Source organism: Pseudomonas sp. NY15372 (assembly GCF_048068215.1).
Classification (GTDB): Bacteria; Pseudomonadota; Gammaproteobacteria; order Pseudomonadales; family Pseudomonadaceae; genus Aquipseudomonas; species Aquipseudomonas guariconensis_A.
Window position 1 is genome coordinate 25,824 of sequence record NZ_JBLUPY010000006.1, and the last position, 22,376, is coordinate 48,199.

At 64.5% G+C, this 22,376-nt stretch carries 22 protein-coding genes; all 22 read left to right on the forward strand.

Annotated features, from left to right (window positions below; all coding sequences use genetic code 11):
- The first annotated feature begins 9 nt into the window (after nucleotides 1-9).
- A complete protein-coding gene (gene fleQ, locus ACNFG0_RS06730; protein WP_416764336.1) occupies nucleotides 10-1,485 on the forward strand; it encodes a transcriptional regulator FleQ in 1,476 nt (491 codons plus the stop codon).
- Between the two features lie 308 nt (nucleotides 1,486-1,793).
- Entirely contained in the window at nucleotides 1,794-3,011 is a 1,218-nt protein-coding gene (locus tag ACNFG0_RS06735; RefSeq protein WP_416764338.1) for a sensor histidine kinase, read from the forward strand.
- Complete coding sequence (locus tag ACNFG0_RS06740; protein ID WP_416764339.1) at nucleotides 3,011-4,384, forward strand: sigma-54-dependent transcriptional regulator; 1,374 nt, start codon at nucleotides 3,011-3,013, stop codon at nucleotides 4,382-4,384. Before ACNFG0_RS06735 ends, ACNFG0_RS06740 begins: the two co-directional genes overlap by 1 nt.
- Before the next feature lie 209 nt (nucleotides 4,385-4,593).
- Entirely contained in the window at nucleotides 4,594-4,926 is a 333-nt protein-coding gene (gene fliE / locus ACNFG0_RS06745; RefSeq protein ID WP_416764340.1) for a flagellar hook-basal body complex protein FliE, read from the forward strand.
- 14 nt (nucleotides 4,927-4,940) lie between these two features.
- Nucleotides 4,941-6,722: a flagellar basal-body MS-ring/collar protein FliF gene (gene fliF / locus ACNFG0_RS06750; protein WP_196144931.1), complete on the forward strand. Its 1,782-nt coding sequence runs from the start codon at nucleotides 4,941-4,943 to the stop codon at nucleotides 6,720-6,722.
- On the forward strand, nucleotides 6,715-7,734 hold the full coding sequence (gene fliG, locus ACNFG0_RS06755; RefSeq protein ID WP_196144930.1) for a flagellar motor switch protein FliG: 1,020 nt from the start codon (nucleotides 6,715-6,717) through the stop codon (nucleotides 7,732-7,734). The genes fliF and fliG overlap by 8 nt, the downstream gene beginning before the upstream one ends.
- Before the next feature lie 76 nt (nucleotides 7,735-7,810).
- Nucleotides 7,811-8,581 carry a flagellar assembly protein FliH gene (gene fliH / locus ACNFG0_RS06760; protein ID WP_416764341.1) on the forward strand — a complete coding sequence of 257 codons (771 nt, stop codon included), beginning with the start codon at nucleotides 7,811-7,813 and terminating at the stop codon, nucleotides 8,579-8,581.
- The gene (gene fliI / locus ACNFG0_RS06765; RefSeq protein WP_196147012.1) at nucleotides 8,571-9,929 is read left to right on the forward strand and encodes a flagellar protein export ATPase FliI; all 1,359 of its coding nucleotides are present in this window, start codon (nucleotides 8,571-8,573) and stop codon (nucleotides 9,927-9,929) included. The genes fliH and fliI overlap by 11 nt, the downstream gene beginning before the upstream one ends.
- 6 nt (nucleotides 9,930-9,935) lie before the next feature.
- Entirely contained in the window at nucleotides 9,936-10,388 is a 453-nt protein-coding gene (fliJ, locus tag ACNFG0_RS06770; RefSeq protein WP_196147011.1) for a flagellar export protein FliJ, read from the forward strand.
- 295 nt (nucleotides 10,389-10,683) lie between these two features.
- Nucleotides 10,684-10,989: an STAS domain-containing protein gene (locus tag ACNFG0_RS06775; RefSeq protein ID WP_196147010.1), complete on the forward strand. Its 306-nt coding sequence runs from the start codon at nucleotides 10,684-10,686 to the stop codon at nucleotides 10,987-10,989.
- 7 nt (nucleotides 10,990-10,996) lie between these two features.
- Nucleotides 10,997-12,688, forward strand: a complete 1,692-nt coding sequence (locus tag ACNFG0_RS06780; RefSeq protein WP_416764342.1) for an ATP-binding SpoIIE family protein phosphatase — start codon at nucleotides 10,997-10,999, stop codon at nucleotides 12,686-12,688.
- A gap of 56 nt (nucleotides 12,689-12,744) precedes the next feature.
- Complete coding sequence (locus tag ACNFG0_RS06785; protein WP_196147008.1) at nucleotides 12,745-13,092, forward strand: Hpt domain-containing protein; 348 nt, start codon at nucleotides 12,745-12,747, stop codon at nucleotides 13,090-13,092.
- Between the two features lie 70 nt (nucleotides 13,093-13,162).
- Nucleotides 13,163-14,419 (forward strand): flagellar hook-length control protein FliK, encoded by a 1,257-nt coding sequence (locus tag ACNFG0_RS06790; RefSeq protein WP_416764343.1) that lies wholly within the window; start codon nucleotides 13,163-13,165, stop codon nucleotides 14,417-14,419.
- Between the two features lie 204 nt (nucleotides 14,420-14,623).
- Nucleotides 14,624-15,121, forward strand: coding sequence for a flagellar basal body-associated protein FliL (gene fliL, locus ACNFG0_RS06795; protein ID WP_196144825.1), 498 nt, complete (start codon nucleotides 14,624-14,626; stop codon nucleotides 15,119-15,121).
- A gap of 9 nt (nucleotides 15,122-15,130) precedes the next feature.
- A complete protein-coding gene (fliM, locus tag ACNFG0_RS06800) occupies nucleotides 15,131-16,099 on the forward strand; it encodes a flagellar motor switch protein FliM (protein WP_084858225.1) in 969 nt (322 codons plus the stop codon).
- A 47-nt stretch (nucleotides 16,100-16,146) separates the two neighbouring features.
- The gene (fliN, locus tag ACNFG0_RS06805; RefSeq protein ID WP_196144824.1) at nucleotides 16,147-16,611 is read left to right on the forward strand and encodes a flagellar motor switch protein FliN; all 465 of its coding nucleotides are present in this window, start codon (nucleotides 16,147-16,149) and stop codon (nucleotides 16,609-16,611) included.
- A 12-nt stretch (nucleotides 16,612-16,623) separates the two neighbouring features.
- On the forward strand, nucleotides 16,624-17,058 hold the full coding sequence (gene fliO / locus ACNFG0_RS06810; protein ID WP_196156181.1) for a flagellar biosynthetic protein FliO: 435 nt from the start codon (nucleotides 16,624-16,626) through the stop codon (nucleotides 17,056-17,058).
- A complete protein-coding gene (gene fliP / locus ACNFG0_RS06815) occupies nucleotides 17,058-17,825 on the forward strand; it encodes a flagellar type III secretion system pore protein FliP (RefSeq protein WP_196144823.1) in 768 nt (255 codons plus the stop codon). The genes fliO and fliP overlap by 1 nt, the downstream gene beginning before the upstream one ends.
- A gap of 21 nt (nucleotides 17,826-17,846) precedes the next feature.
- The gene (gene fliQ, locus ACNFG0_RS06820; protein WP_196144822.1) at nucleotides 17,847-18,116 is read left to right on the forward strand and encodes a flagellar biosynthesis protein FliQ; all 270 of its coding nucleotides are present in this window, start codon (nucleotides 17,847-17,849) and stop codon (nucleotides 18,114-18,116) included.
- A gap of 7 nt (nucleotides 18,117-18,123) precedes the next feature.
- On the forward strand, nucleotides 18,124-18,900 hold the full coding sequence (gene fliR, locus ACNFG0_RS06825; RefSeq protein ID WP_196144821.1) for a flagellar biosynthetic protein FliR: 777 nt from the start codon (nucleotides 18,124-18,126) through the stop codon (nucleotides 18,898-18,900).
- 2 nt (nucleotides 18,901-18,902) lie between these two features.
- Nucleotides 18,903-20,045, forward strand: coding sequence for a flagellar biosynthesis protein FlhB (gene flhB / locus ACNFG0_RS06830; RefSeq protein WP_196166831.1), 1,143 nt, complete (start codon nucleotides 18,903-18,905; stop codon nucleotides 20,043-20,045).
- Nucleotides 20,046-20,235: 190 nt separating this feature from the next.
- Nucleotides 20,236-22,365 (forward strand): flagellar biosynthesis protein FlhA, encoded by a 2,130-nt coding sequence (gene flhA / locus ACNFG0_RS06835; RefSeq protein ID WP_196156172.1) that lies wholly within the window; start codon nucleotides 20,236-20,238, stop codon nucleotides 22,363-22,365.
- Nucleotides 22,366-22,376 lie beyond the last annotated feature (11 nt).

Below are 22,376 nucleotides of genomic sequence, written 5' to 3' on the forward strand. Positions count from 1 at the left end.
TGCTAACGCATGTGGCGTGAAACCAAGATCCTCCTGATCGATGACGACAGCGAACGCCGCCGCGATCTGGCGGTGGTCCTGAATTTTCTAGGCGAAGAAAACCTCTCCTGCTCCAGCCAAGATTGGCAGCAGGTGGTAGAGTCTTTGTCTTCGAGTCGTGACGTGCTGTGCGTGCTGATCGGGACCGTGAATGCTCCTGGCGGTGTGCTGGGGCTCCTTAAGACAGTGGCAACCTGGGATGAGTTCCTTCCGGTTCTGCTTTTAGGTGAAATTTCTTCTGCGGAGTTCCCGGAAGACCTGCGCCGTCGCGTTCTGTTCAACCTCGAGATGCCGCCGAGCTACAGCCAGTTGCTCGATTCGCTGCACCGTGCCCAGGTCTACCGCGAAATGTACGACCAGGCCCGCGAGCGCGGCCGCCAGCGCGAACCGAACCTGTTCCGCAGCCTGGTGGGGACCAGCCGGGCCATCCAGCATGTGCGGCAGATGATGCAGCAGGTGGCGGACACCGATGCCAGCGTGCTGATCCTCGGCGAGTCCGGTACCGGCAAGGAAGTGGTGGCGCGCAATCTGCACTACCACTCCAAGCGTCGTGAAGCGCCGTTCGTGCCGGTCAACTGCGGGGCGATCCCAGCCGAGTTGCTCGAGAGCGAGCTGTTCGGCCACGAGAAGGGGGCCTTCACTGGGGCGATCACCAGTCGTGCGGGGCGCTTCGAGCTGGCCAACGGCGGTACCTTGTTCCTCGACGAGATCGGCGACATGCCGCTGCCGATGCAGGTCAAGCTACTGCGCGTGTTGCAGGAGCGCACCTTCGAGCGGGTGGGCAGCAACAAGACCCAGAGCATCGATGTGCGCATCATCGCGGCGACCCACAAGAACCTCGAAACCATGATCGAGGAGGGTACTTTCCGCGAAGACCTGTACTATCGCCTGAATGTCTTCCCCATCGAGATGGCGCCGCTGCGGGAGCGGGTCGAGGATATTCCGCTGCTGATGAACGAGCTGATCTCGCGCATGGAGCACGAGAAGCGCGGTTCCATCCGCTTCAACTCGGCGTCGATCATGTCCCTGTGCCGCCATGGCTGGCCGGGTAACGTGCGCGAGCTGGCCAACCTGGTCGAGCGGATGGCGATCATGCACCCGTATGGGGTGATCGGGGTTTCCGAGTTGCCGAAGAAATTCCGCTACGTCGATGACGAGGACGAGCAGCTGGTCGACAGCCTGCGCAGCGACCTCGAAGAGCGGGCGGCGATCAACGGCCATGCACCGGGCTTCTCCAGTCATGCGATGCTGCCGCCTGAAGGGCTGGACCTCAAGGATTACCTGGGCAATCTCGAACAGGGGTTGATCCAGCAGGCATTGGACGACGCCAACGGCATCGTCGCGCGGGCCGCCGAGCGCCTGCGTATCCGCCGCACCACGCTGGTGGAGAAGATGCGCAAGTACGGCATGAGCCGCCGAGAAGGGGACGGCCAGGCGGAAGGTTGACGCCTGTTGCTTTTGCACAATCGGGGCTGCTTTGCAGCCCATCGCCGACAAGCCGGCTCCCACAGAGGCCGAACACGCCTAACCTTGTGGGGCCGGCTTGCCGGCTCCCACAGGGGCCGAACACGCTGAACCTTGTGGGGCCGGCTTGCCGGCTCCCACAGGGGCCGAACACGCTGAACCTTGTGGGAGCCGGCTTGCCGGCGATAGGGTCAGAGCAGGGTGTCCCGGGGACGCATACCCGGCACGCCTATTGCTACATCGCTGGCAACATACCGGTTTTATGACGGTCAGCCACGCGAGAGAGCACGATGCCCCAGGCCGCCCACATCTCCCGAATTCCCGACCCGCACGGGCGCAGCCCGGTCGAGCAGGCCAGCCGCCAGGGCCTGGAGCAGGCGTTTGCCTTGTTCAGCCAGGTGTCCAGCCAGCTCAGCGAGTCCTACAGCTTGCTCGAAGCGCGCGTCAGCGAGCTCAAGGGCGAGTTGGCGGTGGTCAGCGCCCAGCGCATGGCCGAGCTGGACGAGAAGGAGCGCCTGGCCAATCGCTTGCAGAACCTGCTCGACCTGCTGCCCGGCGGGGTGATCGTGATCGATGCCCAGGGCTACGTGCGCGAGGCCAACCCGGCCGCCTGCGAGCTGCTCGGCGAACCGCTGGTGGGTGAGCTGTGGCGGCAGGTGATCGCGCGCAGTTTCGCGCCGCGCAAGGATGACGGTCACGAAGTCTCCCTGCGCGATGGCCGACGCCTGTCCATCGCCACCCGTTCTTTGGATGCCGAGCCCGGGCAGTTGGTGTTGCTCAACGATCTGACTGAAACCCGTCGCCTGCAAGACCAGCTGGCGCGCCACGAGCGCTTGTCGTCCCTGGGGCGCATGGTCGCCTCCCTGGCCCATCAGATTCGCACGCCCTTGTCGGCGGCGATGCTCTATGCCAGCCACCTGGCCGATGGCGAGAAGGAGCTGCCGCAGGAAACCCGGCAACGCTTTGCCGGTAACCTCAAAGAGCGCCTGCATGAGCTTGAGCACCAGGTCCGCGACATGCTGGTGTTCGCCCGTGGCGAGCTGCCGCTGGGTGATCGCATCAGCCCCAAGGCCTTGTTCCAGGCCCTGCAACAGGCAGCTCAGGCCCATGTCCAGGGGCATGCGGTGCGCTGGCAGTGCGACAGCCATCTGGGTGAGCTGCTGTGCAACCGCGACACCCTGGTCGGTGCCCTGCTCAACCTGATCGAGAACGCCTTGCAGGCCAGCCAGGGTCCGGCGCGCCTCAAGGTCCACCTGTATCGCCGCGGGCAGGCCTTGCACCTGTGCGTCAGTGATGCCGGCAGCGGCATCGATGCCGACCTGCTGGCACGCCTGGGCGAGCCTTTCCTCACCACCAAGACTACCGGCACCGGCCTGGGCCTGGCGGTGGTCAAGGCCGTGGTGCGTGCGCACCAGGGCAACCTGGGTATTCGTTCGAAGGTCGGGCGCGGCACGTGCGTGCAGGTGGTCTTGCCGTTGATCGACGGTCGGCCAGGGGAGGTCGTGTGATGGCCGTGAAGGTCCTGCTGGTGGAGGACGACCGTGTCCTGCGCCAGGCGCTTGGCGATACCCTGGAAATCGGCGGTTTCGCCTACCGCGCCGTGGGCAGTGGCGAAGAAGCGCTCGAAGCGGTAGCCGGCGAGGCATTCAGCCTGGTGGTCAGTGATGTGAACATGCCGGGCATGGATGGGCACCAGTTGTTGGCGCAGCTACGCAGCCTGCATCCGCAGCTGCCGGTGCTGCTGATGACGGCCCATGCGGCCGTGGAACGGGCAGTCGAGGCGATGCGTCAAGGAGCCGTCGACTACCTGGTCAAACCGTTCGAGCCCAAGGCGCTGATCAGCCTGGTGGAGCGTCACGCTGCCGGCCGCGTGGGCGGTACGGACGAAGAGGGGCCGGTGGCCTGCGAACCGGCCAGCCGGCAGTTGCTGGAGCTGGCGGCGCGGGTGGCGCGCAGCGATTCCACCGTGCTGATCTCTGGCGAGTCCGGCACCGGCAAGGAAGTTCTGGCACGCTACATCCACCAGCAATCGCCCCGTGCGGCGCAGCCCTTCGTGGCGATCAACTGCGCGGCGATCCCCGACAACATGCTCGAGGCGACCCTGTTCGGCCACGAGAAGGGAGCTTTCACCGGTGCCATCGCCGCCCAGGCGGGCAAGTTCGAACAGGCCGACGGCGGCACCTTGCTGCTCGACGAGATTTCCGAAATGCCCCTGGGCCTGCAGGCCAAGCTCCTGCGTGTGCTGCAGGAGCGGGAGGTCGAGCGGGTGGGGGGGCGCAAGCCGATTACCCTGGACATCCGCGTGCTGGCCACTACCAACCGCGACCTCGAAGGCGAGGTGGCCGCCGGGCGCTTCCGTGAAGACCTCTACTATCGCCTGTCGGTCTTCCCGCTGGCCTGGCGCCCGTTGCGCGAGCGCAGCGCCGATATCCTGCCGTTGGCCGAGCGCCTGCTGGCACGTCACGTGGCGAAGATGAAACATGCCCCGGTGCGCTTGTCGGTCGAGGCGCGGGCCTGCCTGCAAGGGCATGCCTGGCCGGGCAATGTGCGCGAGCTGGACAATGCCCTGCAGCGGGCCTTGATCCTGCAGCAGGGCGGGGTGATCGAGGCGGCGGATTTCTGTCTGGCGGGTGTCATCCCCCTGTCGGCGCCCCTGCCTATTCCGACGCACGCCGTGAACGAAGCGCCTGCCGAGCCGGGCGGGCTGGGCGATGACATGCGTCGCCACGAATTCCAGATGATCATCGACACCCTGCGTGCCGAGCGGGGCCGGCGCAAGGAGGCCGCCGAACGGCTGGGAATCAGCCCGCGTACCCTGCGCTACAAGCTGGCGCAGATGCGTGATGCCGGGTTCGACGTCGAGGCCAGCCTGTACGGCTGAGCCATAAGCCGCAAGCAAGCACATTGGGGCTGCTACGCAGCCCAATCGCCGGCAAGCCGGCTCCCACGGGTGCAGTGCTGCCCTCGGAGTCGAGGAGGTTACTTGCAGCTTGCCGCTGGAAGTTTTGCAGGGCTGGCACTCTTGTTGCTAGTTCCAGCCCATTCGCTGCATGAGCGTCAAAAAAATGCGGCCGCCGGAGAGAGAAATCCATGACCCAAGGTGTTGAATTCAATCGTCTGATGCTGGACATGCGTGCCATGCAGGCCGAAGCCATGTCCCAGCCCAAGATCGCTGCCGCGCCGGAGCTGGCCCCGGGCCAGAGCAGCTTCGCCGACATGCTCGGCCAGGCCATCGGCAAGGTGCACGAGACCCAGCAGGCATCCTCGCAGCTGGCCAACGCCTTCGAGATCGGCAAGAGCGGTGTCGACCTGACCGACGTGATGATTGCTTCGCAGAAAGCCTCCGTATCGTTCCAGGCCCTGACCCAGGTGCGTAACAAACTGGTCCAGGCGTACCAGGACATCATGCAGATGCCGGTTTGAGGGCAGGGTGAGTCATGGCCGAAGCAGTCGTCGATAACGCCCCCGCCAAGAGCGGTCCGCCAGCGGCCAAGCCGCCGCTGTTCGGCATGGCGTTCCTGGAAAACATCTCGCAGATGCCCATGCTGCGTCAGGTCGGCCTGTTGGTCGGGCTGGCCGCCAGCGTGGCGATCGGCTTCGCCGTGGTGCTCTGGTCGCAGCAGCCGGACTACCGGCCGCTGTACGGCAGCCTGGCGGGCCTGGACGCCAAGCAGGTCATGGATACGCTGGCCTCGGCCGATATCGGTTACCGCGTGGAGCCCAACTCCGGTGCCTTGCTGGTCAAGGCCGACGACCTGTCCCGCGCGCGCATGAAGCTCGCGGCCGCAGGCGTTGCGCCCAGCGATGGCAACATCGGCTTCGAGATCCTCGACAAGGAGCAAGGCCTGGGCACCAGCCAGTTCATGGAGGCCACCCGCTACCGCCGTGGCCTGGAAGGCGAACTGGCGCGTACCGTCTCGAGCCTGAACAACGTCAAGGCCGCTCGCGTGCACCTGGCAATCCCCAAGAGCTCGGTATTCGTGCGTGACGAGCGCAAGCCCAGCGCATCGGTACTGGTCGAGCTGTACCCAGGCCGTGCCCTGGAAGCCGGGCAGGTAATGGCCATCGTCAACCTGGTCGCCACCAGTGTGCCGGAGCTGGACAAGTCCCAAGTTACCGTGGTCGACCAAAAGGGCAATCTGTTGTCCGAACAGTTGCAGGACACTGCCCTGACCATGGCCGGCAAGCAGTTCGACTACAGCCGCCGCATGGAAGGCATGCTGACCCAGCGTGTGCACAACATCCTGCAGCCGGTGTTGGGCAACGACCGCTACAAGGCCGAGGTGTCCGCCGATGTCGACTTCAGCGCGGTGGAGTCCACCTCCGAGCAGTTCAACCCCGACCAGCCGGCCCTGCGCAGCGAGCAGTCGGTGAACGAGCAGCGCACCAGCAGCCAGCCGCCGCAAGGTGTGCCGGGTGCCCTGAGCAACCAGCCGCCAGCCGGTGCCGCGGCCCCTGAAAACGCCACGGCCGCCGCACCGCCTGCGGGCGCGATCCAGCCTGGGCAACCGCTGGTCGATGCCAATGGCCAGCAGATCATGGACCCCGCCACCGGCCAGCCGATGCTCGCGCCGTACCCGGCCGACAAACGTCAACAGACCACCAAGAACTTCGAGCTGGACCGTTCCATCAGCCATACCCGCCAGCAACAAGGGCGCCTGACCCGCTTGTCGGTGGCGGTGGTGGTGGACGACCAGGTCAAGGTCGATGCCGCTACCGGCGAGACCACCCGTGCGCCCTGGGGCGCCGAAGATCTGGCGCGCTTCACTCGCCTGGTGCAGGACGCGGTCGGCTTCGATGCCAGCCGCGGCGACAGCGTGACCGTGGTCAACGTGCCGTTCTCCGCCGACCGTGGCGTGGAGCTGGCCGACATTCCGTTCTACTCGCAGCCGTGGTTCTGGGACATCGTCAAGCAGGTGCTGGGCGTGGTGTTCATCCTGGTGCTGGTATTCGGCGTGCTGCGCCCGGTGCTCAACAACATCACCGGCGGTGGCAAGCAGGCCGCCGCCACCGACAGCGACATGGAGCTGGGCGGGATGATCGGTCTGGATGGCGAACTGGCCAACGACCGCGTCACCCTCGGTGGCCCGCAAAGCATTCTGTTGCCTAGCCCCAGCGAGGGCTACGAAGCACAGCTCAACGCAATCAAGGGCCTGGTGGCCGAAGACCCGGGCCGCGTGGCCCAGGTCGTGAAAGAGTGGATCAACGCCGATGAGTGACAACCGAGCCGTTACCGCCAAGCTGAGCCGCGTCGACAAGGCGGCGATCCTTCTGCTGTCCCTGGGCGAGACCGACGCCGCCCAGGTGCTGCGTCACATGGGGCCAAAGGAAGTGCAGCGGGTCGGTGTAGCCATGGCGCAGATGGGCAACGTGCACCGTGAGCAGGTCGAGCAGGTGATGAGCGAGTTCGTCGAGATCGTCGGCGACCAGACCAGCCTGGGCGTGGGTTCGGACGGCTACATCCGCAAGATGCTCAACCAGGCCCTGGGCGAGGACAAGGCCAACGGCCTGATCGACCGCATCCTGCTCGGTGGCAACACCAGCGGCCTGGACAGCCTCAAGTGGATGGAGCCGCGTGCCGTGGCCGACGTCATCCGCTACGAGCACCCGCAGATCCAGGCGATCGTGGTCGCCTACCTGGACCCCGACCAGGCCGGCGAGGTGCTGAGCAATTTCGACCACAAGGTGCGCCTGGACATCATCCTGCGCGTGTCTTCGCTCAACACGGTGCAGCCGGCGGCGCTCAAGGAGCTCAACCAGATTCTCGAGAAGCAGTTCTCCGGCAACTCCAACGCCGCGCGCACCACCCTGGGCGGCATCAAGCGGGCGGCCGACATCATGAACTTCCTGGACAGCTCCGTGGAAGGTCAGCTGATGGACTCGATCCGCGAGATCGATGGCGATCTGTCCGAGCAGATCGAAGACTTGATGTTCGTCTTCAACAACCTGGCCGACGTCGACGACCGTGGCATCCAGGCGCTGCTGCGCGAGGTGTCCTCCGACGTGCTGGTGGTTTCGCTCAAGGGCGCCGACGAGAAGGTCAAGGACAAGATCTTCCGCAACATGTCCAAGCGTGCTTCGGAGCTGCTGCGCGACGATCTGGAGGCCAAGGGCCCGGTGCGGGTCAGCGACGTGGAAACGGCGCAGAAGGAGATCCTCACCATTGCACGACGCATGGCCGAGGCGGGCGAAATCGTGCTCGGCGGCAAGGGCGCCGAGGAAATGATCTGATCCAGCCCCCTGTAGGAGCGGCGCGAGGCCGCTCCTACACAGGATTGCGTTGCTCGTTGATGAGTATCTGAAGAACATGCCCACCAAAGAATCCCACCCCAGCGACCTGATCCGCGCCCGTGACCTCGAGGGCGTCGATGTCTGGGCGTTGCCCAGCTTCGATCCGGAGCCGGACCCTGAACCGGAACCCGAGCCTGAACCTGAGGCCGTCGAGGAAGAAATCGAGGAAGTGCCGCTGGAGGAAGTCCAGCCGCTGACCCTCGAGGAACTCGAGGCCATTCGCCAGGAGGCCTACAACGAAGGCTTCGCCACTGGCGAGCGCGAGGGCTTTCACAGCACTCAGTTGAAGGTACGCCAGGAGGCCGAAGCAGCCCTGGCGGCCAAGCTGGAAGGCCTGGAGCGGCTGATGGGCCACCTGCTCGAGCCGATTGCCGAGCAGGACGAGCAGATCGAAAAGAGCCTGGTTCACCTGGTGGCGCACATGGTGCGGCAGGTGATCGGCCGTGAGCTGCGCATCGATTCGAGCCAGATCACCCACGTGCTGCGCGAGGCGCTTAAGCTATTGCCGATGGGCGCCGAGAACATCCGCATCCACCTCAATCCTCAGGACTTCGAGCAGGTCAAGGCCCTGCGCGAGCGTCACGAGGAGCGCTGGAAACTGCTCGAGGACGAGGCCCTGCTGCCAGGGGGGTGCCGCATCGAGACGCTGCACAGCCGCATCGACGCGACCATGGAAACGCGTACCGAGAAAGCCTTGGCGCAATTGTTCGACCAGTTGCACGAGCAAGGTCTGCACCCGGCCGCGCCGGACCTTTCGGTCGACCTGGAGCACGGCGATGCGTCTTGAACGCACCAGCTTCGCCAAGCGCCTCGGCAGCTATGCCGGGGCGGTGAAGCTGCCGGACCAGCCGATCGTGGAAGGCCGCCTGTTGCGCATGGTCGGCCTGACCCTGGAGGCCGAGGGCCTGCGCACGGCCGTGGGCGGGCGTTGCCTGGTGATCAACGATGACAGCCATCACCCGGTCCAGGTCGAGGCCGAGGTGATGGGCTTTGCCGGTTCGAAGATTTTCCTCATGCCGGTCGGCAGCGTCGCCGGCATCGCCCCGGGCGCCCGTGTGGTGCCGTTGGATGACGGTGGTCGCCTGCCCATGGGCATGAGCATGCTCGGGCGGGTGCTCGACGGTGCTGGCCGCGCCCTGGACGGCAAGGGCGGGATGAAGGCCGAGGACTGGGTGCCGATGGACGGCCCGATCATCAACCCGCTCAACCGCGACCCGATCAGCCAGCCGCTGGACGTGGGCATTCGCAGCATCAACGGCCTGCTCACCGTCGGCCGAGGCCAGCGCCTGGGCCTGTTCGCCGGTACCGGCGTCGGTAAATCCGTCCTGCTGGGGATGATGACCCGCTTCACCGAAGCCGAGATCATCGTGGTCGGCCTGATTGGCGAACGGGGCCGCGAGGTGAAGGAGTTCATCGAGCATATCCTTGGCGAAGAAGGGCTCAAGCGCTCGGTGGTGGTAGCCTCGCCCGCCGACGATGCGCCTTTGATGCGCCTGCGCGCAGCCATGTACTGCACGCGTATCGCCGAGTACTTTCGCGACAAGGGCAAGAACGTGTTGTTGCTGATGGACTCGCTGACCCGTTTCGCCCAGGCGCAGCGGGAAATCGCCCTGGCCATCGGCGAACCGCCAGCCACCCGCGGCTACCCGCCGTCGGTGTTCGCCAAGCTGCCCAAGCTGGTGGAGCGGGCAGGTAACGGCGAGCCCGGGGGCGGTTCGATCACCGCGTTCTACACCGTATTGTCCGAAGGCGACGACCAGCAGGACCCCATCGCCGACTCGGCGCGTGGAGTGCTTGATGGCCACTTCGTGCTGTCCCGGCGGCTGGCCGAAGAAGGGCATTACCCGGCCATCGATATCGAGGCTTCGATCAGCCGGGTCATGCCCCAGGTGGTCGATGCCGAGCACCTGCGCGAGGCGCAGAAGTTCAAGCAGCTGTGGTCGCGCCTGTCCCAGAGCCGCGACCTGATCAGCGTGGGGGCCTATGTCGCCGGCGGTGACCCGGAAACCGACCAGGCCATCGCCTTGCAGTCGCGGTTGGTGGGCTTCCTGCGCCAGGGCTTGCAGGAAGATGTCGGCATGACACAGAGCCGCGAGCAGCTTCACGGCATCTTCGCCGCGCCCGTGGGAGGCTGATAGATCATGGGCCTGCCCAGTCGAGCCGCGCGTCTGGCACCGGTGGTGAACATGGCCGAGGAGGCCGAGCGCAAGGCCGCTCAGCGCCTGGGGCATTTCCAGCAGCAGGTGGCGTTGGCCCAGGCCAAGCTGGCCGAGCTCGAGCGTTTTCGCGAGGACTACCAGCTGCAGTGGATTGACCGCGGTGGGCAAGGAGTGAACGGCAACTGGCTGGTCAACTACCAGCGCTTCCTGGGCCAGCTGGAAACCGCCATGACCCAGCAGCGCCAGAGCCTGACCTGGCACCAGAACAACCTCAACAATGCCCGCGACACCTGGCAACAGGCCCATGCCCGGGTGGAAGGCCTGCGCAAGCTGGTGCAGCGCTACCACGACGAGGCCCGACGCGCCGAGGACAAGCGTGAGCAGAAGTTGCTGGATGAGTTGTCCCAGCGCTTGCCGCGCGAGCGGCATCTGTAACGCGTTTCGGCCCCATCGCGGGACAAGCCCGCTCCCACAGAATTTCGCAGCCCGCCAAGGCGGCTGAGCACCTGTGGGAGCCAACTGTCTTGAGTTGCTTGCCCCGGTCCTATCGCTGGCAAGCCAGCTCCCACAGGTACGGCGGTGTCACTGAAAACAGCGCAGGCCTGGTGGGAGCGGGCTTGTCCCGCGATGGGGCCCGCAAGGCCCCCGCAAACCCAACTTGCGGACACCAGGCCCGGCTGCTACACCTTCTAGGATCGTATTCGCCATCTTCATCGAAGGAATCGCTGGCATGGCTGTGGAGTCCGATTTTTCACAGGACGAGAAAAAACTGACGATCAAGGTCAAGGGCCGTTTCGATTTCGGCAGGCATCAGGAGTTTCGCAATGCCTACGAACGCCAGCCCGTGCGGCCGCATTCGGTGGTCGTCGATCTCAGGGAAGCCACCTACCTCGATAGCTCCGCCCTGGGCATGCTGTTGTTGCTGCGTGACCACGAAGGCGGCGAAGATGCCTGCATCAGCGTGATCAACACCAGCCCTGACGTGCGCAAGATCCTCGCCATCTCCAACTTCGAAAAACTGTTCGATATCAGCTGAGCCCATCATGCCGGCCGAACGGGCGCTGAGCGTGTTGGTTGCCGAGGACGGCGCGGCGGACCGGCTTTTGCTGGCGCAGATCGTCCGGCGCCAGGGGCATGAAGTCTTCACCGCGCAGAATGGCGCCCAGGCCGTGGCAATGTTCGCCGAGCAGCGTCCCCACCTGGTGTTGCTCGATGCGCTGATGCCGGTCATGGATGGCTTCGAAGCGGCGCGGCAGATCAAGGCACTCGCCGGCGAGGCCTTCGTGCCGATCATCTTCCTCACCTCGTTGAACGAAGAAGACGCGCTGGTGCGCTGCCTGGAAGCCGGTGGCGACGATTTCATGGCCAAGCCCTACAGTGCAGTGATCCTGGGTGCCAAGATCCGCGCCATGGATCGCTTGCGTCGCCTGCATGCCACGGTGCTGGAGCAACGTGACCAGATCACCCGGCATCACCATCACCTGCTCAACGAACAGCGCGTGGCCAAGGCCGTGTTCGACAAGGTAGCCCATTCCGGTTGCCTGCGTGCGCCCAACATCCGTTACCGGCAGTCGCCCTACGCCTTGTTCAACGGCGACCTGCTGCTGGCCGCCTATACCCCTTCCGGTGACATGCAGGTGCTGCTCGGCGATTTCACCGGCCACGGCCTGCCTGCGGCGATCGGTGCGATGCCGCTGGCCGAAGTGTTCTATGGCATGAGCGCCAAGGGCTATGGCGTGGCACACACCTTGCGCGAGATGAACGCCAAGCTCAAGGGCATCTTGCCAGTAGACATGTTTTGCTGCGCAGTAATGCTCAACCTGAGTTTCGAGCGCGGCCGGGTGGAGGTGTGGAATGGCGGCATGCCGGACGCCTACCACCTGTCGGCCACCGGTGAGGTATTGGCGCCGCTGGTGTCCCGTCACCTGCCGTTGGGGATCCTGGCGCCTGATCGGTTCGACGACAGTACCGAGGTGTTGCCGCTGGCGGTCGGCGAGCGATTGCTGTTGCTGTCTGACGGCGTGGTCGATACGTGTGACGACCAGGACCAGCTGTTCGGGGTGTCGCGCCTGCAGCAGGTCATGGCGGGCAAGGGTGACTCGGCTCGCCTGCTCGATGACATCATGCAGGCCCTGGAGCGTTTCGGCGGGCGCCCGCGGGACGATATCAGCCTGTGCGACATCGGCATGATCGAGCCGCAGCGGCACGGGCCGATACCGGCGGACTACGCCGACAATGGCCATGGCAGCCCGCTGAATTGGTCGCTGCACTTCGAGTTGCAGGCCGAGAGCTTGAAACGTTTCAATCCCGTGCCATACCTTGTGCAGCTGCTGCAGGAAGTCCATGGCTTGCGGCCAAGCGGCGGGCTGTTGCATACCGTGCTCAGCGAACTGTACGCCAATGCCTTGGAGCATGGCGTGCTGGGCCTGGATTCACGGCTCAAGCGCAACGCCCAGGGTTTCGCCGAGTATTACCGCCAGCGTAACCTGCGCCTGGGGCAACCGCTGGATGGCTTCGTACGCATCGACCTGGAAGTTGAACCCTTGCCTGAAGGTGGGCGTCTGACGGTAGAGGTACGCGACAGTGGCGCGGGTTTCGACGTGGCGCGGGTGATGTCCCTCCAGCCTGCCGAGCAAGGGCTGAGTGGGCGAGGCGTACAACTGGTGCGCAGCCTCTGCCAGGGCGCCGAATGGCTGGAAGGCGGTCGTTGCGCGCGAGTGGTATTCTGCTGGTAAGTGTTCGGCGCGGGCCCTGCGCACGCTACAATCGAGCTTGATCAAGGAGTGAACAAGTGACTGACATGCACATCGATCAGAAGATCCTCGCGGATCTGCAAGAGGTCATGGAGGATGGTTACCTGCAACTGCTGGAGACCTTCCTCGAGGATTCCGAGCGGCGCCTTAACCAGCTGCATGGGGCCAGGAGCACCGAGGAGCTGGGCCAGGCCGCGCACAGTTTCAAGGGTAGCAGCAGCAACATGGGCGCTGTTGGGCTCGCTGAACTGTGCCGCGAGCTCGAGGAACGGGTGCGGCAGCGGCCCTTGTACGGGATCGAAGACCTGATCAACCGTATCGACCAGGAATACCTGGAGGTGCAGCGCTTCTATCGCGGTGAGCGACAACGTATTTCCGCCGGCTGAACAAACCTGGCGCGAGTCTTGCCTGTCTTTGCCTGGACGATTCCACGATTTCCGGCGCGGAGACCTTTCAATGCCTGTCGCACCCAACCCACTGTTGCAAGCCAATGCCCTGGCCAAACCGACGCGCGCCAGCGCTGCAGCGGCCGACAAGCCGCAATTGGCGGGCAATCAGGGGGCAGGCTTCGACCAGGTCATGGCGCGCCAAGGGCATGATGACAAGGCAGCCCAGGCCAAGCCGAAGGACAAGCGTGACGATGCCGCTGGCGGCAATGTACAGCCCAAGGAAGCGCAACCGGTTGCCGAAGCCGGCAATAGCTTGCCAACTGCCGGCTCGGCGCAAGACACGGCCGATAGCAGTTCCCTCGATGCCAGCCTGGTGGCTGGTCAGGTCACCGACGCGCAGCCCGGTGCGCAGTTGATCCAGGCCCAGGCCGAAGCGGTGGCGCCAGTACTGCAGGCGGCTGCGCAGTTACCGGCGCAGCCGTTGCCCGAAGAGCAAGCGGATGCCCAGCCGTTCGATCCCGAGGCAGACCCACTGGCCAACCTGCCGACCCTGCGCCTGGCCCTGGAACACACGGCCCAGGCCAAGGGTACGACATCCGCCCATGCTGCCACCCCAGGCGATGCGGCCCAGGCCGAGGATGGCCAAGCCTCCGTCAATACCTTGGCGAACCTGGTCGACCCGGTGGAGGCCGAGCGCGGGCAGTCACAGCCGGGTGACAAGGCGTTCGGCGAATTGCTCGAAGATGGCCTGACGGACATCAAGGGTGCCGGCAGCGACACCCGCGTCGATGACTTTGCCGACCGCCTGGCCAGCCTGACCCAGGCCGCCACGCCGAAAACCGCCAATGCCGTGCCGGCCAGCCCGCTGCACCAGCCGCTGCCGATGAACCAGAACGCCTGGGCCGAAGGGCTGGTGAACCGGGTTATGTACCTGTCCAGCCAGAACCTGAAGTCCGCTGATATCCAGCTCGAGCCCGCCGAACTCGGCCGCCTGGACATCCGCGTCAATGTCGCGACGGACCAGTCCACCCAAGTCACCTTCATCAGTGGCCATGCAGGTGTGCGTGATGCCCTGGACAGCCAGGTGCATCGCCTGCGCGAACTGTTCGCCCAGCAAGGGCTGGCGCAGCCGGATGTGAATGTCGCCGACCAGTCTCGGGGGCAGCAGCAACAGTCGGGGCAGCAGGACGGTTCGAACCTGTCCGGGGTCGCGGCGCGACGGGCCATGGCCGGTGGCGGGGAGGAGGGTGAGGTGGCCGAAACGTCGCGGCCTGTCGAGCAGCAGGTGGTCATCGGCGACAGTGCGGTGGACTACTACGCCTGACATTCCTTCCAGGCTCGATCCGGCGCAATCGCCGGCAAGCCGGCTCCACTGGTGCAGCGCCAACCACACCCTGTGGGAGCTGGCTTGCCAGCGATTGGGCCGGACCTGCCATCCGCCGGATAGGCACCGCATCAAATCTGGCATAACACTTGCTCAACCCCCGTCATCCTCCCTTGAAACCCCGATGGACGACGGATTATTGGCATGGCGAAAAGCGAAGCAGTCAAAGACCCCGCCACAAAAGGCAAACTCAAGCTGATCCTGCTGTTGGTGCTGGCCCTGCTCCTGGCGGTCGGCCTCTCCGTGGGCGCCACCTGGTTCGTCATGCACAAGAGCGAGTCGGCCCCCGAGGCCGATCCCGCCCAGGCCAACGCCAAGCCAGCGGCGATCTATGAGCCCCTGGCCCCGGCCTTCGTGGTCAACTTCAACCAGAACGGCCGCCAGCGCTACATGCAGGTGAGCATCACCCTGCAGGGCCGCAACCAGGCCGACCTGGATGCCCTCAAGGTGCACATGCCGGTCATTCGCAACAACCTGGTGATGATGTTCTCCGGTCAAGGCTTCGACACCCTGGCCGCCAGCTCGGTGGGCCAGGAGATGCTGCGCCAGAAGGCCACCGCGGTGGTCCAGGAAGTGGCACAGAAGGAAGTCGGCAAGCCGGTCATCGACCAGTTGCTATTCACCAATTTCGTATTGCAGTAGGAGCCCCAGATGGCCGTGCAGGACCTGCTGTCCCAAGATGAAATCGACGCCCTTTTGCATGGCGTCGACGATGGGCTGGTACAAACCGAAAGCGCCAGCGAACCCGGCGGCGTCAAGAGCTACGACCTGACCAGCCAGGACCGGATCGTCCGCGGACGCATGCCGACCCTGGAGATGATCAACGAGCGCTTCGCCCGCTACACCCGCATCAGCATGTTCAACCTGCTGCGTCGCTCCGCCGACGTGGCGGTCGGTGGCGTGCAGGTGATGAAGTTCGGCGAATACGTGCATTCGCTGTATGTGCCGACCAGCCTGAACCTGGTCAAGATCAAGCCCCTGCGCGGCACTGCGTTGTTCATCCTCGACGCCAAGCTGGTGTTCAAGCTGGTGGACAACTTCTTCGGCGGCGACGGGCGTCACGCCAAGATCGAGGGGCGCGAGTTCACCCCGACCGAGCTGCGCGTGGTGCGCATGGTCCTGGATCAGTGCTTCGTCGACCTCAAGGAAGCCTGGCAGGCGATCATGCCGGTCAACTTCGAGTACATGAACTCCGAGGTCAACCCGGCCATGGCCAACATCGTCGGCCCCAGCGAGGCGGTGGTGGTGTCGACCTTCCACATCGAGCTTGACGGCGGAGGCGGTGACCTGCACGTGACCATGCCGTACTCGATGATCGAGCCGGTGCGCGAGATGCTCGACGCGGGCTTCCAGTCCGACCTGGATGACCAGGACGAGCGTTGGGTCAAGGCTCTGCGCGAGGACGTGCTGGACGTCAGCGTACCGCTGTCGGCCACCGTGGCCCGTCGCCAACTGAAGTTGCGCGACATCCTGCACATGCAGCCCGGCGACGTGATCCCGGTCGAGCTGCCCGAGCACCTGGTGCTGCGGGCCAACGGTGTGCCGTCGTTCAAGGCGCGCCTGGGCTCGCACAAGGGCACCTTGTCGCTGCAGATCATCGACCCGATCGAACGCCGCTGACGGCGTGCCGGTCGCTAATTCCGAATTGAATGCCTGTCGAGGACATCATGGCTAACGAAAACGAGATCACCTCCCCGGAGGAACAGGCCCTGGCCGATGAGTGGGCTGCTGCCCTGCAGGAGACCGGCGACGCCGGCCAGGCCGACATCGATGCGCTGCTGGCGGCCGACAACGGCAAGCCAGGCGCTGGCCGCCTGCCCATGGAAGAATTCGCCAGCTCCCCGCGGCCCAGCGACAACGTCAGCCTCGAAGGGCCGAACCTGGACGTGATCCTGGACATCCCGGTGAATATCTCCATGGAAGTGGGCAGCACCGAGATCAGCATCCGTAACCTGCTGCAGCTCAACCAGGGTTCGGTGATCGAGCTCGACCGTCTGGCGGGCGAGCCGCTGGACGTGCTGGTCAACGGCACCCTGATCGCTCACGGCGAAGTGGTGGTGGTCAACGAAAAGTTCGGCATCCGCCTGACCGACGTGATCAGCCCTAGCGAACGCATCAAGAAGCTGCGCTGAGTGAAAGGCGCGATGCGGGGCCTGACGGCCCTCGGTACCTTGCTGGCCAGCGAGGCGGTGATCGCGGCAGCCCAGCCTGCCGCGCCGACGCCGGCCAGCCCTGGCAGCCTCGGTGGGCAACTGGCGCAGATGGTCTTCGGCCTGCTGCTGGTGGTCGGCCTGATCTTCTTCCTCGCCTGGCTATTGCGCCGTATGCAAGGCGCGACGCCGCGCGGCACCCAAGTGATCGATATCGTCGGCAGCCGCGCCATCGGCCCGCGTGACCGTCTGCTTCTGGTGCAAGTGGGCAAGGAACAGATTCTCATCGGCCATACCCCCGGCAGCATCGAGGCGTTGCATGTGCTGGCAGAACCGGTGGAGGTGCCCGCCAGTGCCCGCCCGGCCACGCCGGAGTTCGCCCAGCGGCTGCTCGAGCTGATGGGCAAGGACCAGAAGGACAAGACGTGATGAGTGGCGCTCTGCGCATCCTGTTGAGCACTTTGTTGCCGATTGCGCTGCTGCTGGCTGCGCCGTTGGCGGTGGCCGCCGACCCGTTGTCGGTGCCGGCCATCACCCTGTCCAGCGGCCCGGACGGGCAGCAGGAGTATTCGGTCAGCCTGCAGATCCTGCTGATCATGACGGCGCTGAGCTTCATCCCGGCGTTCGTCATCCTGATGACCAGCTTCACTCGGATCATCATCGTCTTTTCCATCCTGCGTCAGGCCCTGGGCCTGCAGCAGACACCCTCCAACCAAGTGCTCACCGGGATGGCGTTGTTCCTGACGCTGTTCATCATGGCCCCGGTGTTCGACCGGGTGAACCAGGATGCCCTGCAGCCCTACCTGAACGAACAGCTCACTGCCCAGCAGGCCATCGACAAGGCCCAGGGGCCGTTGAAGGACTTCATGCTGGCGCAGACCCGGCAAAGCGACCTGGACCTGTTCATGCGCCTGTCCAAGCGCACCGACATCGCCAGCCCCGACCAGGCGCCGCTGACCATCCTGGTGCCAGCTTTCGTCACCTCGGAGCTCAAGACCGCATTCCAGATCGGCTTCATGATCTTCATTCCGTTCCTGATCATCGACATGGTGGTCGCCAGCGTGCTGATGGCCATGGGTATGATGATGCTGTCGCCGCTGATCATCTCGCTGCCGTTCAAGATCATGCTGTTCGTCCTGGTCGATGGCTGGGCGCTGATCATGGGCACCCTGGCCGGCAGTTTCGGTGGCGTGTGACGCCGTCAAGGAGAGCCTTGCATGACACCTGAAGTGGCCGTAGACCTGTTTCGCGACGCCCTCTGGCTGACCACCCTGATGGTCGCGGTGCTGGTGGTGCCGAGCCTGTTGGTCGGCCTGGTGGTGGCGATGTTCCAGGCCGCCACGCAGATCAACGAGCAGACCCTGAGCTTCCTGCCGCGCCTGCTGGTGATGCTGGTGACGCTGATCGTCGCCGGCCCTTGGCTGGTGCAGAAGTTCATGGAGTACTTCATCGGCCTGTACACCAGCATTCCGCAACTGATCGGTTGAGGCCTTCATGCTGGAGCTGACCGACACGCAGATCGGCACCTGGGTCGCCACCTTCATCCTGCCGCTGTTCAGGGTGGCTGCCGTGCTGATGACCATGCCGATCTTCGGCACGCGCATGCTGCCGATGCGCATTCGCCTGTACGTGGCCCTGGCGATCACGGTGGTGATCGTTCCGGGGTTGCCGCCGTTGCCCGAGATCGACCCGTTAAGCCTGCGCGGCGTGCTGCTGTGTGGGGAGCAGATCATCGTCGGTGCGTTGTTCGGCTTTGCGTTGCAGTTGTTGTTCCAGGCCTTCGTCGTGGCCGGGCAGATCATCGCGGTGCAAATGGGCATGGCCTTCGCGTCCATGGTCGACCCGGCCAACGGGGTCAACGTGGCGGTAGTCAGCCAGTTCATGACCATGCTGGTGAGCATTCTGTTCCTGGTGATGAATGGCCACCTGGTGGTGTTCGAGGTGCTGACCGAAAGCTTCACCACCTTGCCGGTGGGCAACGCCCTGGTGGTCAATCATTTCTGGGAAATGGCCGGGCGCCTGGGTTGGGTGTTCGGCGCCGGGCTGTTGCTGATCCTGCCGGCGATCACGGCGCTTTTGGTGGTCAACATCGCCTTCGGCGTGATGACCCGGGCGGCACCGCAACTGAACATCTTCTCCATCGGCTTCCCGCTGACCCTGGTGCTGGGCATGGGCATCTTCTGGGTCGGCCTTGCCGATGTACTTTCCCATTACCAGGCATTGGCCAGCGAAGCGCTGCAATGGCTGCGTGAACTGGCACGGGCGCGCTGATCATGGCAGAGAGCGAAAGCGGTCAGGACAAGACAGAAGAACCCACCGACAAACGCAAGCGCGATGCGCGCGAAAAAGGTGAGATCGCCCGTTCCAAGGAGCTCAACACCGTGGCGGTGACCCTGGCGGGCGCTGGCGGTTTGTTGGCGTTCGGTGGCTACCTCGGGGAGACGTTGCTGGACCTGATGCGCCTGAACTTCAGCCTGCCCCGCGAAGTGCTGGTGGATGAAAGCGCCATGGGCGTGTTCCTGCTCACCTCTGGCAAGATGGCGATCTGGGCGGTGCAGCCGGTCTTGATCCTGTTGTTCGTGATTGCTCTCCTCGCACCGGTTGCCCTGGGCGGGTTCCTGTTCTCCGGGAGCCTGTTGCAGCCGAAGTTCAGCCGCATGAACCCGTTGTCGGGGATCAAGCGCATGTTCTCGATGAACTCGTTGACCGAGTTACTCAAGGCCCTGGCCAAGTTCTTCGTGATTCTCGTGGTGGCCCTGCTGGTGCTGGCCAATGACCGCCAGGCGCTGCTGGCAATCGCCAACGAACCAATGGAGCAGGCCATCATCCACAGTGCCCAGGTGGTGGGCTGGAGTGCGTTGTGGATGGCGGCCGGTTTGCTGTTGATCGCTGCGGTGGATGTGCCGTTCCAGCTGTGGCAGACGCACAAGAAGCTGAAGATGACCAAGCAGGAAGTCCGCGACGAGTACAAGGACTCGGAGGGCAAGCCTGAGGTCAAGCAGCGCATCCGCCAATTGCAGCGGGAGGTGTCGCAGCGCCGGATGATGGCCGCGGTACCGGATGCCGATGTGATCATCACCAACCCCACCCATTATGCCGTGGCACTCAAGTACGACCCGGAGAAGGGCGGGGCGGCGCCGTTGCTGCTGGCCAAGGGGACCGACTTCATTGCCCTGAAGATCCGCGAGATCGGCGTCGAGCATAAGGTGCAGATTCTCGAGTCGCCGGCCTTGGCGCGGGCGATCTACTACTCCACGGAGCTCGAGCAGGAGATTCCGGCGGGGCTGTACTTGGCAGTGGCGCAGGTGCTGGCCTATGTGTTCCAGATTCGCCAGTACCGGGCGGGCAAGGGCAAGGCGCCGGAACCGCTCAAGCCTGATTTGCCGATTCCGCCTGATTTGCGGCGGGATAGCTGAGGGGCGGCAGGGTATAGGGCGGTAGGGCGTCAGCGCCGTCCAGCGCCGCCCGCGCGGCGCTGGATTTCATTGGCGCCGATTATTTCAAGACGAATCTCAACTGCCTTCAATCCAAAGTTGGAAGGCTTCTTGCAAAGCCACCGCCAAACCGTCCAATTGCGTCAAAGTTTTGCTTCATAGAGGACTCCCGGTGGATCGCACCCAGCTCATCAACAGCGCCCGAAACAACCTGGCCGGCCTCGGTCGGGGCAACATCGGCGTGCCGCTGTTGCTGTTGGTGATGATGGCAATGATGATGTTGCCCATCCCTCCGTTCCTGCTCGACGTCTTCTTCACCTTCAACATCGCCCTGTCGATCGTCGTCCTGCTGGTGTGCGTCTACGCCTTGCGCCCGCTGGACTTCGCCGCGTTCCCCACCATCCTGCTGGTGGCCACGCTGCTGCGCCTGGCGCTGAACGTCGCCTCCACGCGCGTGGTCATGCTTCATGGCCACGAAGGTCACCAGGCCGCGGGCAAGGTGATCCAGGCCTTCGGTGAGGTGGTGATCGGCGGTAACTACGTCGTTGGTGCCGTGGTCTTCGCCATTTTGATGATCATCAACTTCGTCGTGGTGACCAAGGGTGCCGGCCGTATCTCCGAGGTCAGTGCGCGCTTTACCCTCGACGCCATGCCCGGCAAGCAGATGGCCATCGATGCCGACCTCAACGCCGGCCTGATCGACCAGGGGCAGGCCAAGGCCCGCCGCGCCGAGGTCGCCCAGGAAGCCGAGTTCTACGGCTCCATGGACGGCGCCAGCAAGTTCGTGCGTGGCGACGCCATCGCCGGCCTGTTGATCCTGTTCATCAACCTGATCGGCGGCATGCTCATCGGCATGCTGCAGCATGGCATGCCCGCAGGCGAGGCCGGCAAGGTGTATGCGCTGCTGACCATCGGTGACGGTTTGGTGGCGCAGCTGCCATCACTGCTGCTGTCCACCGCTGCCGCGATCATGGTCACCCGTGCCTCCAGTTCCGAGGACATGGGCAAGCTGATCAATCGGCAGATGTTCGACTCGCCCAAAGCCCTGGCGGTTTCGGCTGCACTGATGATCGTCATGGGCCTGGTCCCGGGCATGCCCCACGTCGCCTTCCTCGGCCTTGGCGGGTTGGCCGCCGGTGGCGCCTACCTGGTCTGGCGCAAACAGCAGCAGGCCAAGCTCAGGGCCCAGGAAGAAGCGCAGCGCCAGCAGGACCTGCTGCCCTCACCGCAGCGCGCGTTGGAAACCAAGGAGCTGGGCTGGGATGACGTGACGCCCATCGACATGATCGGCCTGGAAGTAGGCTATCGCCTGATCCCGCTGGTCGATCGCAACCAGGGCGGGCAGTTGCTGGCGCGGATCAAGGGCGTGCGCAAGAAACTGTCCCAGGACCTGGGTTTCCTCATGCCTACCGTGCACATCCGCGACAACCTCGACTTGCAGCCCAGTGCCTACCGCCTGACGCTGATGGGGGTGATCCTCGCCGAAGCCGAGATCTATCCGGACCGCGAGCTGGCCATCAACCCCGGCCAGGTGTTCGGCACGCTCAACGGCATCGCCGCGCGCGACCCGGCGTTCGGCCTGGAGGCCGTGTGGATCGATGTCGGTCAGCGCGCCCAGGCGCAGTCGTTGGGCTACACAGTGGTCGATGCCAGTACCGTGGTGGCTACCCACCTCAACCAGATCCTGCAGAAGCACTGCCATGAACTGATCGGCCATGAAGAGGTCCAGCAATTGTTGCAGGTGCTGGCCAAGGGTTCGCCTAAACTTGCTGAAGAACTGGTGCCGGGTGTCATTTCCTTGTCGGGCTTGCTCAAGGTCCTGCAGGCGCTGCTGTCCGAGCAGGTTCCGGTACGTGACATCCGCAGTATCGCCGAGGCGATCGCCAACAATGCGGGCAAGAGTCAAGATACCGCCGCGCTGGTCGCGGCAGTGCGCGTCGGATTGTGTCGCGCCATCGTGCAAAGCATTGTCGGCGTTGAGTCGGAGCTTCCTGTGATTACCTTGGAACCAAGGTTGGAACAGATCTTGCTCAATAGTCTGCAAAGGGCCGGGCAAGGCCAGGAAGACGGTGTTCTCCTGGAGCCGAGCATGGCCGAGAAGCTGCAGCGCTCGTTGATCGAGGCGGCTCAGCGCCAGGAAATGCAAGGCCTGCCGGCCATCCTCCTGGTTGCCGGCCCGATCCGCGCCATGCTGTCGCGATTCGGCCGCCTGGCTGTACCGAATTTGCATGTTCTGGCGTATCAGGAAATACCTGACAACAAGCAAGTCACCATCGTTGCCACCGTGGGCCCCAATGGCTGAGGTAGTGGGTT